Genomic DNA, 12131 nt, shown 5'->3' on the forward strand with positions numbered 1-12131 from the left:
TCATTGCTGCGACCCTCGGTTTTACCGACTTGGTGGTGATGGCGGGCTACACCGCACTGGCCTCCCGGGTGTTGGGCGCTTTGAAATCGCCGTCCCATATCCGCGCCATGAACCGCACCTTTGGCAGTCTTTTTGTGGTGGCCGGATCGCTGCTGGCGCTGTTCAAACGCGCAGCTTAAAGGCGCTTCGCTGCTGGCCTTAAATGGCGGGCAGCGTCAGCACCACCCGCAAGCCACCCGATGGCGAATCAGCCAGTTCTACTTGTCCGCCGTACAGGCGTGCCAGATCGTCCACGATGGCCAGCCCCAGTCCCGACCCCGGCACTTGTTCATCTGCACGAACGCCCCGACGCATGACGGCATCGCGCTGTTCGGCGGCCACTCCGGGGCCGTCGTCGTCAATCGTGATGGTTAAAGTCGCCTCTTGGCGCAGCGCGTGCAGTTCCACGTTCCGTGCCGCCCATTTGTAGGCGTTATCAAGCAGATTGCCGAGCATTTCCTGCAAGTCCTGCGCTTCGCCCCTAAAACTCAGTGAGTCGTCAAAGGGCTGCACGGCCAGTTCTACCGCTCGTTCGGCATGAATGCGTCGCATGGCGCGCGCCAATCCCTGGACCACGGGTTGCAGGGGGGTCTTGGCTCCGGGCATGCGACTCGTGGCGGCAGCCTGTGCGCGAGCGAGGTGGTAGTCCACCTGTTGGCGTGCAACACCGACCTGATCAATGACCAAACGGGCGAGTTCAGAGGGCGCGGCATTCTTTTCCTGGGCCGCATTGGCCAGTACGCTCAATGGCGTCTTCAGCGCATGGGCCAGATTACCGGCGTGGGTGCGGGCCCGCGCTACGATGTCGGCGTTTTGGGTCAGTACGGTGTTGAAGTCCTCAATCAAGGGCCTGATTTCAAGCGGAAAGGTGCCTTCGAGTCGCTGCGTTTCGGCACTGCGTACCTTGCCCAGCGCGGTGCGCAACGTGCGCAAGGGCGCCAAGCCGATGAAGACCTGCACCAGCGCCGCCACACTCAGTCCGGCCGCCAGTACCCCAAGGGCCAGCCATAGGATTCCGCTGAATTTGGCCACGGGCTCGGTCATGAAGCTCTCGTCAGCAGCGGTGATCAGGCGGAAGGTTTGCGTCTGACCATTGGCATTTTCATTGATGCTGACTGTGCGATCCACCATGCCGAGCATCTTGCCTTGGGGCCCCATGACGCGCTGAGGATGAATGCCTGCGTTGACCATCGTGTCCGGGGGCGCTGCCAGCACATGGTCCCAAAGCGACCGTGAGCGCAATAAGCCAGCTGCGGCCGAAACGCCGACCTTCGCGTCGCCAACCCGGTCGATCTGCCAGTAGTAGCCGGAATAGGGCCGGGTCAACCGGGGGTCGCTCAAGGCCAGTGTGAGTTGTGGTCGTCCCTGCTCATCCAGCACAAACTGAGCCGTTAGCTGATCAAGGTGGCTCGTCAGTTCAGCGTGAAACTGGGCGGATACATGCTGGCGAAACAGGCTGCCCAGACCCAAGCCAGCCACCAGAACTGAAGCCGCAATCCAAAACAAGGTGCCGGCCAACAGGCGAAGGCGCAGCGAGTGGCGCAGGCTCGACCATTTCATGGGGGTGCGACCAGGCGGTAACCCAAACCGCGCACGGTTTCGATCAATCCGGGGGGGAGCTTCTTGCGCAGTCGGCCGATGAAGACCTCGACGGTGTTGGAGTCCCGGTCGAAGTTTTGTGCGTAGATATGCTCGACCAGCACGCTGCGAGAAACCACTTCGTCACGGTGGTGCATCAGGTAGTCCAGCACGCGGTATTCGTGACTGGTGAGGGTGAGGGCCTGACCGGCTACCGTGGCGCGGCTGTTGCGGGTATCCAGTGTCAAGGGACCGCACACCATCTCAGCGCTGGCGTGGCCGCCAGCGCGTCGGATCAGTCCGCGCAATCGTGCCAGCAATTCTTCCATGTGGAAGGGTTTGGTCAGGTAGTCGTCGGCGCCGGCGTCGATGCCGGCTACTTTTTCATGCCAGCCATCCCGAGCGGTGAGGATTAGTACCGGCATGTTGCGCCCCGAGGCGCGCCATTTGCGCAGCACTGTGATGCCGTCCATCCTGGGCAGACCCAGGTCGAGGATCACGGCGTCGTAGGGCTCGGTGTCTCCCATGTAGTGGGCATCCACGCCGTTGTCCGCGACATCTACGACATAGTCTGCGCCGCGAACCCCGCCCGCCAACTGGGCCAGCAAGGTCGGTTCGTCTTCAACAATCAGTATGCGCATCAGCGTCCGTCCCCTTTGGGTTGATTTTTTGGGTGTACTTTGTCGCCATTCTGTTCGCCTTTGCTGCTGATCAGGGTGCCATCGCGGGCATTTACTTTGAGTTTGACCAGTGAGCCCCCGGTGCGCAAGAGCTTGACCTTGTAGACCCAGTGCTCAACGCCACTCTGAATATCACGCTCCAGTTCAACATCGAAGACCTGACCGGGGTAATCACGATTAACACGTTCAAGGATGGTGCTCAGCGACAAAATTTCACCCGCCTCCAGCGCTTTGCGGGCGCGGTCGTGGTCGTCATCCGCCCGGCTCAGACCGCTGCCGCCGAGGAGCAATACGGCACACAGCAACGGCCACAGCACGCGCCATAGCCGGTTTGAGAATCTGTTTTGCATGGCGAAAGACCCCGGTTTTCAGGCATTGAGAAGCACACGTTATAGCGCCGTGAACATGAACGCCACATGAACGGCGGATTCACCTTCCATTCAGATACCTCAGCGCATAGTACCCCTCATACCCCCACAAATGAGGAATCCCAATGCGTAGAAATCTGATCACCACCCTGCTTGCCGCCACCCTGGCCCTGTCCTTGTCCGGCGCCAGCATCGCCGGCCCACGCGAGGACCAGCTCACCACCTATGCCAGTGCCGCCAAGGCAGCCGATCCGGCATTTGCCGGCTTCTCCGCCGCACGGGGCAAGACCCTGCACACCCAGATTTTTACAAGCGGCAAGGCCGACACACCTTCTTGCACCACCTGCCACGGCAACGATACGCGTGCAGCAGGGCGCAGTTTGTTAGGCAAGGCGATTGACCCGGTCGCGGTGTCCGCCACCCCTACGCGTTACACCGATCCCGCCAAAGTCGAGAAGTGGTTCAAACGCAACTGCACCGAAGTGCTGGGGCGCGAATGCAGCGCGAAAGAAAAAGGCGACTGGTTGAGCTTCATGCTCAGCCAATAAACAACCAACAGACCAAGGAGCCCCTCATGAATATTCCCTTCCGTCCTCTCGCCCTCGGCCTGCTCGTTCTAGGTTTCTCGGCCCTGGTGCTGGGTCGTGTCCAGGCGGGCAGTGGCAACTACTATGCGCCGGTCACCAACCCGGTGGTCAAGGAAGAATGCGGAAGCTGCCACCTGGTATTTGCCCCTTCGATGCTGCCCGCCAGTTCCTGGACCCGCATGATGGGCGACCTGAAAAATCATTTTGGCGATGACGCCAGCATTGACGCCACCGTCGCCAAACAGATCACCGCCTACCTCACCGCCAATGCGGCCGATACCGGTGGCGCTCGCTACAGCGGCAAGCTGTTGAGCGGCGTGTCAACCACAAATGCACCCCTGCGCATCACTGAATTGCCCAACTGGACCAAAGAGCATCGCAAAGTGCCTGACTGGGAATGGAAGCACAAGGATGTGCGCAGCAAGGCCAACTGCATGGCCTGCCATACCGCGGCTGACCTTGGCTATTACAACGAATGATTCCGTTACCAGATCAAGACGATATGTCGTTGCTTCGCCTTGCCGTGCTAAAGCACTGTCTGCGGCTTCGCGCCTCATCTCCTATCGATCTGGAAACGGAATGAAACGCCCCGTTAGGCGTGGCACCCACAACCCGAATCAACCAAGGTTTACATCATGAAACTCTCCACACTTTTGACATCCCTTACCCTGGGCTGTGCCATCGCTGGCGCGACCGCGCTCAGCACTTCTGCGGTGGCCGCTGAAAACCGCTCCGGCCCGGTGAGTGAGCGCCCGTGGTTGTCCATTCCGCAGATCCATGACAAGCTGGTCGCCGCAGGATTTCGCGATGTTGAAAAAATTGAACGTGAACGTGGCGGCTACGAAGTGCGCGCTACAGATCGCCATGGCGAGCGGACCAAGCTTTACCTCAATCCGCAAACCGGCGAGATCACAGGCGAACGCTACAAGGGCACGCAGGCCGACGGCACTGACGGGCGCCGACAAAATTCGGCCGACTGCAACCAGCGCCGCTGCCGCGACGATCTTCCTCCGAAACCGATCACCCCCACGCCTGCTGGCAAGTGAGCTTGCCCGCCTGTCCCCGGCCTGATTGCGCCATGTTTAACTTATTCGAGCGACTCCCATGAAAACCCTACTCGCCTGCCTGTTCGCCTTGGTCACCTTTGTGTGGGGCTGGGACGTCATCAACACCGTCGCGCCCGCGGGTGTAAATCCGCTGTGGATCGCCCGTCAGGAAGGGCTTTACCTCAGCGGCTTGCTCTCCATTGCCATGATGTCGCTGGTGATGTTGCTGGCCACCCGGCCGGTTTGGCTGGAGGCGCCCCTGGGGGGCATGGACCGCATCTACCGCACCCACAAATGGGCCGGCATTCTGGCGGTGGCCTTTGCCGCGATGCACTGGCTGATTGAGTGGTCGGGCGACATTCTCAAATCAATGCTGGGCCGTGAAAACCGTTTCCCCAAGGAAAAATTTGTCGGACTGCTTGAAGTCTTGCGTGACCTGGGAAAAGACATGGGTGAATGGGCCATTTACGCCGTGTTGGCGATGCTGGTCATCACGCTCTGGAAGAAATTTCCCTACCGGAGCTGGCGCATCCTGCACCGCGCCATGCCGGTGTTTTACCTGATGCTGGCTTTTCACACGGCCATGCTTTCGCCAACGGCTTATTGGGCGCAGCCCGCTGGCGTACTGCTGGCGCTGCTGCTCGGGGTGGGCGTCTATGGCGCGGTCCGCTCACTCCTTAACAGCATCGGCAAGTCACGGGAAGCAACGGGCGAAATCATCGCGGTGGAGCACCCTGCGGCAGACGTGACCACCGTGCGCTGTCGCCTGGACCAAGGTTGGCATGGACACCGCCCCGGACAGTTCGCCTTCGTGACCTTGAATGACAAAGAGGGCGCACATCCCTTCACCATCGCCAGTGCCGACCAGGGCGACAAGACCATCAGCTTCCAGATCAAGGCGCTGGGCGACTACACCAAGAGTCTGGCCCAGTCCCTGCAAGCGGGGCAAAAGGTGCGTGTGGAAGGGCCTTACGGTCGCTTTGATATTGCCCGCTGCAACCCCCGGGCGCAACAGATCTGGATCGCCGGTGGCATTGGGGTCACGCCCTTCCTGGCCTGGCTGGAGTCTTTGCAGTCCGCCCCGCAAAAAGACCTCACGGCCGACCTGCATTACTGCACCCGGGATCAGGCCAACGATGCCTTTGTGCCGCGCCTGGAAGCCTTGTGTGCGGCATTGCCTGGCATCCGGCTGCAGATCCACGGCGCACGTCAGGGCGCGACCCTGACGGCAGAGTCGTTGGCGGTCTCTAAGAACGCGGAAATCTGGTTCTGCGGTCCTGCTGGTTTGGCGGGTGCGCTGCGCAGAGGCATTCAAGCCCTGGGCTGGAATCCCCGCTTTCACCAGGAAGCCTTCGAGATGCGTTAAATTTCGCTATTAAAAGAATAGCTGCTTGCGCAGGTAACACGGGGGCTAGAGACTGATTTGGCTTAAAAATGCGGCGCCCACTCAGCCCAGCAAACTCCGCGCCACCGTTTCCGCGACCTTGATGCCATCGACGCCCGCAGACAAAATGCCGCCCGCATAACTGGCGCCTTCGCCTGCCGGGTACAAGCCCCGCGTGTTGGTGCTCTGAAAATTGTCACCCCGCGGGATTTTCAAGGGTGACGAGGTGCGGGTTTCAACCCCGGTCAACACCGCATCCGGCATGTCAAAGCCCTTGATCTTGCTGGCAAAAGCGGCCAGCGCTTCACGCATGGCGGCAATGGCGTAGCCCGGCAGCGCGGCGTGCAAGTTGCCCAGCGTGACGCCGGGTTTGTAGGACGGCTCCACGCCACCAAGTTGGGTGGAATCCTTGCCGCTAATAAAGTCGCCTACCAGTTGGCCCGGGGCGTTGTAGTCGGAGCCGCCCATCACATAGGCGTTCGATTCCAGTTGGCGTTGCAGCACGATACCCGCCAGCGGATGGTGCGTGGTGCCGGGCGCGGTTTGGGGCGAAACGTGTTCGCCCAAGGTGGCATGAAAAGCCGCTTCATCCGTCGGGTAGTCGCTCGGGTCTATCCCGACCACAATGCCGGCGTTGGCGTTGCGCTCGTTGCGCGAGTATTGGCTCATGCCATTGGTAACCACCCGGCCGGGCTCGGAGGTGGCGGCCACCACCGTGCCGCCGGGGCACATGCAAAAGCTGTAGACCGAGCGGCCATTGTTTGCGTGGTGCACCAGTTTGTAGTCGGCCGCGCCAAGCAAGGGGTGACCTGCATGGCGACCCCAGCGGGCGCGGTCAATCACGCTTTGCGGGTGCTCAATGCGAAAACCAATTGAAAACGGTTTGGCCTCCATCGCCACACCGCGCTGGTACAGCATGGTGCAGGTGTCGCGAGAACTGTGGCCCAGCGCCAGGATGACCTGATCGGCGGCCAGTTCGTAGGATTGACCGGTGGCTTGGTCCAGCACGGTCAGGCCGCGCACCTGACGTTCATCCAAAGCGCCTTCAATCAGCACATCGGTCACGCGCTGCTGAAACCGAATCTCGCCACCGAGCGCGATGATTTGTTCGCGCAGGTTCTCCACCACCTTGACCAGCTTGAACGTGCCGATGTGCGGGTGGGCATCGACCAGAATTTCGGGCGGCGCACCGGCTTTGACAAACTCGTTCATCACCTTGCGACCCAGAAAACGTGGGTCCTTGATTTGGCTGTAAAGCTTGCCATCGCTGAAGGTGCCGGCACCGCCTTCGCCAAACTGCACATTGGATTCGGGGTTGAGCACATGCTTGCGCCACAGGCCCCAGGTGTCTTGCGTGCGTTCGCGCACCTTCTTGCCGCGCTCCAGCACGATGGGTTTGAAACCCATTTGCGCCAGCACCAGCGCGGCAAAAATGCCACACGGTCCAAAACCCACCACCACCGGGCGCAGCGACAGATTCGCCGGGGCTACGCCGACCGGGTGGTAGGCCATGTCCGGTGTGGCAAAGATGTGGAGGTGGCCGGTAAACTGTGTGAGCAAGGCCGCTTCCAGCGCGGGGGCTACTTCAACGTCGACGATGTAAACCTGAATCAAGGCCGCCTTGCGGGCGTCAAAACTGTGTTTAAAAACGGTGTGCCGGGCGATGTCGGTCACCGCAATGCCCAGGGTTCTGGCGATCAGCTGCGGCAAGGCATCAAGGGCATGGTCGAGCGGGAGTTTGAGTTCGGTGAGGCGGATCATGAAAGTAACGTCAAGGGCTCGTAGTTATCGAGCAAGTGTGGCGTGATTCCGTTTAACGGAATGAGGCGTCATTGCACACGCAATGACGGGGCGGAATCAGGCAGGCAAAAAGCCTTCAACCGACAAATAGCGCTCGCCGGTGTCGTAGTTGAAGCCCAGCACGGTGGCGCCAGCGGGTAGGTCGGGAAGTTTTTGGGCAATGGCGGCGAGCGTGGCGCCGGAGGAGATGCCCACCAGAATGCCTTCTTCGCGGGCGCAACGGCGCGCCATCTCGCGGGCCGGTTCAGCGTCCACCTGAATCACGCCATCAAGCAGGGCGGTATTCAGGTTCTTCGGGATAAAACCGGCGCCAATGCCTTGAATCGGGTGCGGTGCCGGTGCGCCGCCCGAAATGACGGGCGAGCCGCTAGGCTCCACAGCAAAGACCTTCAGGGCAGGCCATTTGGCTTTGAGCACCTGTGCGCAACCCGTGAGGTGACCGCCCGTGCCCACACCGGTGATGAGGGCGTCAATGCCATTGGGGAAGTCAGCGATGATTTCCAGCGCGGTGGTGCGCACATGGGCGTCAATATTGGCCGGGTTGTCAAACTGCTGGGGCACCCAGGAGCCAGGGGTTTCCAGCGACAACTCAAAGGCACGGGCAATAGCGCCTTTCATGCCTTTTTCGCGCGGGGTCAGATCAAACGAGGCGCCGTAGGCCAGCATCAAGCGCCGACGCTCGATCGACATGCTGTCGGGCATCACCAGAATCAGTTTGTAGCCCTTGACGGCCGCGACCATGGCCAGGCCGACACCCGTGTTGCCGGAGGTGGGCTCGATGATGGTGGCGCCGGGCTGCAGCTCACCACTTTTTTCGGCCGCCTCGACCATCGCCAGTGCAATGCGGTCCTTGATGGAGCCACCGGGGTTGCTGCGCTCGGACTTGATCCAGACGTTATGGCCCGGCCCAAACAGGCGGTTGATGCGTACATGCGGCGTGTTACCAATGGTTTGCAGGATGTTGTCGGCTTTCATGGCGGCTCCGTGAGTGGTAATTAGGTCTTGTGAGGCGAAAAGCGTTATTTTCAACTACTTCATCGACCAGTTTCGGTATATGGTTTCTCCAGCCCTGATAATCACCCCCGTGAAGCCCGCCAGACTGTCGCTGGTGCAATCTGGGAAACCAGGCACTGGAGGAACGTCCGGACTGCATAGGGCAGCGTAGCAGCTAACGGCTGTCCACTGAAAGTGCCAAGCGCAAGCAAGGCATATAAGGTGAGGATTAGAGCAACAGAGACGAGCCGATTAAGTTCGGGTGAAACGGGCAATCTCTACGCGCAGCAACACCAAGTAGGCCAACGTTGATGGGGCCCCCAGAGTTGGCGGGTAGGTGGCACCGAGCTGTTGGGTGACTAACAGCCAAGATTAATGACAGTCACTTCGGCCCAACCGCAAGGAAGGGCCGTTGCACAGAATCCGGCTTATCGGTGGGCTTCACACTTTTATTTTGACAGCAGGTTGGTGCCAGAGGCGCCAACTGCCGCGTAGGCCAGGCTGCCGCGAGCGACGGCGTAGAGGTCAGAGCCACTGAGCGCACTGACAACGCCGCTGGAAGATGTTGCTTGGGCCAAGGTCCAGGTTGCGCCATCGGTGCTGGTGAATATGTTGCCAGCAGCGCCTACGGTCACAAACTGAGTGCCGTAGGTGATAGCGTTCAGGGCCGTCACTGTGGCGGGCAATATCTGGGTTGACCAAGATGTGCCATTTGCGCTGCTTAACACCGTGCCAGCGGTGCTGACTTCGACGAAGACGCCAGCGGCTGTGACTGACGATACGCCGTAGGCAACACCGCTCAGGTCGGCCGTCGTGCCGGAGTTGGCTGTCGACCAGATGAGCCCATCAGCGCTTTGCACCATGACGCCACCCTTGCCGACGGCAATCCAGGTGCCCGCAGTATTGGCTCCCACATTGAAGGCGCTGTAAGTCACCGCCAGTAAATCATTGTTCGTGCCAGAGGTCGCTGCGGTCCAGGTGATGCCGTCAGAGCTGGTGATGATGGTGCCCCCCGTGCCCACTGCTACATTCAAATTTGAGTTGTTGCTGGCGATTGCTTTCAGGTCGCTGGGGATGACACTCGGGCTTTTAGTTGACGCCGTTGCAGCGGAGGTCTGCGCCGTCCACGTCACTGCATCGGGGCTGGTCAGTACCATGCCAGCGTCACCGACCAGCTTGTAATTGCCAAAATAAGACGCGCCGTTTAGATTCTGACCAGACGCCGCTGTTGCTGCTAAAGGCTGCGCCGTCCAGGTCACCGTATCAGGGCTGGTGAATACCGCCCCACCGTTACCGGCGGCCACATAAAAAGTGCTGAAGGCAACGCTGCGCAGCGCTGGAGATGTTGGCGGTGTTGCGGTCGTCACCACCGCCGTCCCCGTCGTCCACAGGCCGCCCGCCAACCGTGGCGTTGTCGTAACTGCCGTCGCACCTGGTCCGCCCGGACCGCCATCGGTTCTGCCATTGACCGTGAATGAATAGGAGATGCCGTTTGCCAGAGCAACGGTCGTGACATAGGGTGATGAAACATTCATCGGCCACCCGCCACCCAACAAACCAATCCACTTTTGAGTGGCAGAACTGTCAGCCGGGGCAATGCTGGTGGGCGCGTAAAACAACCAGTAATCGACGCCCGGAACCATGTCCCACGTCACGGTGGCATAGCCTTCGCCGGGTGTGACCTTCAGACCGGTCGGTGCAGGGGCAGCGCTTCCCCCGCCGCCACAGGCCGCCAATAAAACGGCAATTAGCGCGGCAATGAATAACTTGAGAGAGCGCAAAAACATAAATAGATCCCAATAAACGGTGGAGGCGGTGATCGAAAAGTGGTGGCAGCCTGTGCGCTGTTAATTAGCAAATCAGCACAAGGCGGCATTCAACTTTTTTGGCATCGGAAAACCGAATTATCAGGGAACAGCAGAGGGGTCGCGACACCCCGCCGTAAAGCTGCGGTAAAAAACGATCCCTAGCCCCTGGCCAGCAAGGACTTGCCGAGCGCAAACACCGAGTTCGGCGTGGTGGTCTTCATCACCATTGGTTTTGGTTTCTTGAAAACGCCCTTGTTGACGGGCACCGGGGCTTCCACGCGAACGCCTTTGGCCAGTTGCTCCATCACCAAGCTACGCAGACTGATGGACTGCATGTAATCCACCATTTTTGAGTTCAAGGCATCCCACAAATCCTGAGTCAGGTCTTGCGTCACGGGGGTGTCCTTGTGAAGCGACTCGTCAGCTTGTGCACTCGCCCGACCATCTACGGCACCAATGATGTCCGCCACCGTGATGCTGTCGGCCCGGTGGCCCAGCGTGTAGCCCCCACCTGGCCCGCGGGTGCTTTCCACCAAACCGTCGTGGCGCAATTTGCTGAACATTTGCTCCAGATAAGACAGCGAGATGTTGTGGCGCACCGCAATGTCAGACAACGGCACAGGACCAAGTTTTTCGCGCAGGGCGACGTCAATCATGGCGGTCACGGCAAATCGGCCTTTGGTACTTAATCGCATGGTAATTACTCCTGTCAGTTTCACGGTGTGTGAATCGAAGTCAACTATAAAGTTCAAATCACTTCGTGTAAATTCGTTTTTGTAACAATTAAACTTCGAAAAATGCGAATAATAGAAGCTTTCATCACGGAGAAATCTTTATGAATTTCAAACATTTGCATTACTTTTGGGTCACAGCCAAGGCCGGAGGCGTCATGCGGGCGGGCGAGCAATTGCACACCACGCCGCAAACCTTGTCGGGCCAGATCAAGCTGCTGGAAGACTGGCTGGGCCGCAAGTTGTTTCGCAAACGGGGGCGCCAACTGGAGTTGACCGAGGAAGGGCGTCTGGCCATGGGCTATGCCGAGCAGATCTTTACCTTGGGGGCGGAACTCGAAGCGGCGGTGCGCTTGTCGCGTGGTGGCCCTCAGGTGCTCGAATTTCGGGTGGGCGTGGCAGATTCGGTGGCCAAGTCGGTGGTTTACCGCCTGCTGGAGCCGGCGCTGTCTCTGGCCGAGCCGGTGCGGCTGATTTGCAGCGAGGGCAAGTTTCCAGATTTGCTGGCGCAGTTGGCCTTGCACCGGTTGGACCTGGTGCTGGCCGATGAGCCCATGCCGAGCCGCGTCAGCGTCAAGGCGTTCAACCATCCGCTGGGGAGTACCGCGATGAGTTTTTTCTGTGCGCCCGAACTTCACACACAGTTGCAAGGCACTTTTCCGCAGTGTTTGAATGGCATGCCTTTGTTGGTTCCTGGCGCAGCGGCGTCCATTCGTCAGCCGCTGGAAGCCTGGCTGACGCGCCACCACCTTCAGCCCCGGGTCATTGGCGAGTTTGATGACGCGGCGCTAATGAAGGCATTTGGTCGGGAAGGGCGGGGCATTTTCATGGCGCCAACGGTGCTGGAAGTCGAGACCGCGCGCGAGTTTGGCGTGGCCATGATTGGGCGTGCGCCTGAACTGGTGGAAGAGTTTTTTGCCGTGTCGGTTGAGCGACGCATCACGCACCCGTGCGTGGTCGCCATCACCCACGCCGCGCGCAAACAACTCTTCAGCGCCTGATTAAAACCGCTCGTGCGCCTGCAGGAATCGCCACTGGCCGGGCTGCAGTTGCGTCATGGAAACGCGGCCGACGCGGATGCGTTTCATGCTCAACAGCTGCAATTTCAGGCGCTCGC

At 59.9% G+C, this 12131-nt stretch carries 12 protein-coding genes, 1 other RNA gene and 1 pseudogene; 7 read left to right on the plus strand and 7 right to left on the minus strand.

Annotation, left to right across the window (positions count from 1 at the left end; genetic code table 11):
• Positions 1-179, plus strand: a pseudogene (locus WCG50_RS13390) (threonine transporter RhtB); the annotation flags it as partial.
• 19 nt (positions 180-198) lie between these two features.
• Here WCG50_RS13390 and WCG50_RS13395 read toward each other — a convergent pair.
• Genes WCG50_RS13395 through WCG50_RS13405 form a run of 3 tightly spaced genes read right to left on the minus strand, consistent with a single transcriptional unit; the run spans position 199 to position 2647 of the window.
• Positions 199-1599: an ATP-binding protein gene (locus WCG50_RS13395; protein WP_336900104.1), complete on the minus strand. Its 1401-nt coding sequence runs from the start codon at positions 1597-1599 to the stop codon at positions 199-201.
• Positions 1596-2258 carry a response regulator transcription factor gene (locus WCG50_RS13400; protein ID WP_336900105.1) on the minus strand — a complete coding sequence of 221 codons (663 nt, stop codon included), beginning with the start codon at positions 2256-2258 and terminating at the stop codon, positions 1596-1598. The genes WCG50_RS13395 and WCG50_RS13400 overlap by 4 nt, the downstream gene beginning before the upstream one ends.
• A complete protein-coding gene (locus WCG50_RS13405; RefSeq protein WP_336900106.1) occupies positions 2258-2647 on the minus strand; it encodes a PepSY domain-containing protein in 390 nt (129 codons plus the stop codon). The genes WCG50_RS13400 and WCG50_RS13405 overlap by 1 nt, the downstream gene beginning before the upstream one ends.
• Before the next feature lie 143 nt (positions 2648-2790).
• Between WCG50_RS13405 and WCG50_RS13410 the strand changes: the two genes are divergently transcribed.
• The 4 genes from WCG50_RS13410 to WCG50_RS13425 all read left to right on the plus strand — a co-directional run bounded on the left by WCG50_RS13410 (position 2791) and on the right by WCG50_RS13425 (position 5664).
• Entirely contained in the window at positions 2791-3213 is a 423-nt protein-coding gene (locus WCG50_RS13410; RefSeq protein WP_336900107.1) for a DUF1924 domain-containing protein, read from the plus strand.
• 26 nt (positions 3214-3239) lie between these two features.
• Positions 3240-3731, plus strand: a complete 492-nt coding sequence (locus WCG50_RS13415) for a diheme cytochrome c (RefSeq protein WP_336900108.1) — start codon at positions 3240-3242, stop codon at positions 3729-3731.
• 156 nt (positions 3732-3887) lie between these two features.
• The gene (locus WCG50_RS13420; protein WP_336900109.1) at positions 3888-4298 is read left to right on the plus strand and encodes a PepSY domain-containing protein; all 411 of its coding nucleotides are present in this window, start codon (positions 3888-3890) and stop codon (positions 4296-4298) included.
• Between the two features lie 58 nt (positions 4299-4356).
• Complete coding sequence (locus tag WCG50_RS13425) at positions 4357-5664, plus strand: ferric reductase-like transmembrane domain-containing protein (protein ID WP_336900110.1); 1308 nt, start codon at positions 4357-4359, stop codon at positions 5662-5664.
• An 81-nt stretch (positions 5665-5745) separates the two neighbouring features.
• Here the strand turns inward: WCG50_RS13425 and WCG50_RS13430 are convergent, their stop codons facing one another.
• Positions 5746-7443: an NAD(P)/FAD-dependent oxidoreductase gene (locus tag WCG50_RS13430; RefSeq protein ID WP_336900111.1), complete on the minus strand. Its 1698-nt coding sequence runs from the start codon at positions 7441-7443 to the stop codon at positions 5746-5748.
• A 96-nt stretch (positions 7444-7539) separates the two neighbouring features.
• Positions 7540-8457 carry a cysteine synthase A gene (cysK, locus tag WCG50_RS13435; protein ID WP_336900112.1) on the minus strand — a complete coding sequence of 306 codons (918 nt, stop codon included), beginning with the start codon at positions 8455-8457 and terminating at the stop codon, positions 7540-7542.
• 111 nt (positions 8458-8568) lie between these two features.
• Between cysK and rnpB the strand changes: the two genes are divergently transcribed.
• Positions 8569-8922, plus strand: an RNA gene (rnpB, locus tag WCG50_RS13440) — RNase P RNA component class A.
• Between the two features lie 2 nt (positions 8923-8924).
• On the opposite strand, the gene WCG50_RS13445 is transcribed toward rnpB, so the two are convergent.
• Entirely contained in the window at positions 8925-10262 is a 1338-nt protein-coding gene (locus WCG50_RS13445) for a hypothetical protein (protein WP_336900113.1), read from the minus strand.
• A gap of 179 nt (positions 10263-10441) precedes the next feature.
• A complete protein-coding gene (locus WCG50_RS13450; protein ID WP_336900114.1) occupies positions 10442-10978 on the minus strand; it encodes an Rrf2 family transcriptional regulator in 537 nt (178 codons plus the stop codon).
• 140 nt (positions 10979-11118) lie between these two features.
• Here WCG50_RS13450 and nhaR point away from each other — a divergent pair, with 140 nt between their 5' ends.
• Positions 11119-12015 carry a transcriptional activator NhaR gene (gene nhaR, locus WCG50_RS13455; RefSeq protein ID WP_336900115.1) on the plus strand — a complete coding sequence of 299 codons (897 nt, stop codon included), beginning with the start codon at positions 11119-11121 and terminating at the stop codon, positions 12013-12015.
• Positions 12016-12131 lie beyond the last annotated feature (116 nt).

The organism is Rhodoferax sp. (assembly GCF_037143375.1).
Classification (GTDB): domain Bacteria; phylum Pseudomonadota; class Gammaproteobacteria; order Burkholderiales; family Burkholderiaceae_C; genus Rhodoferax.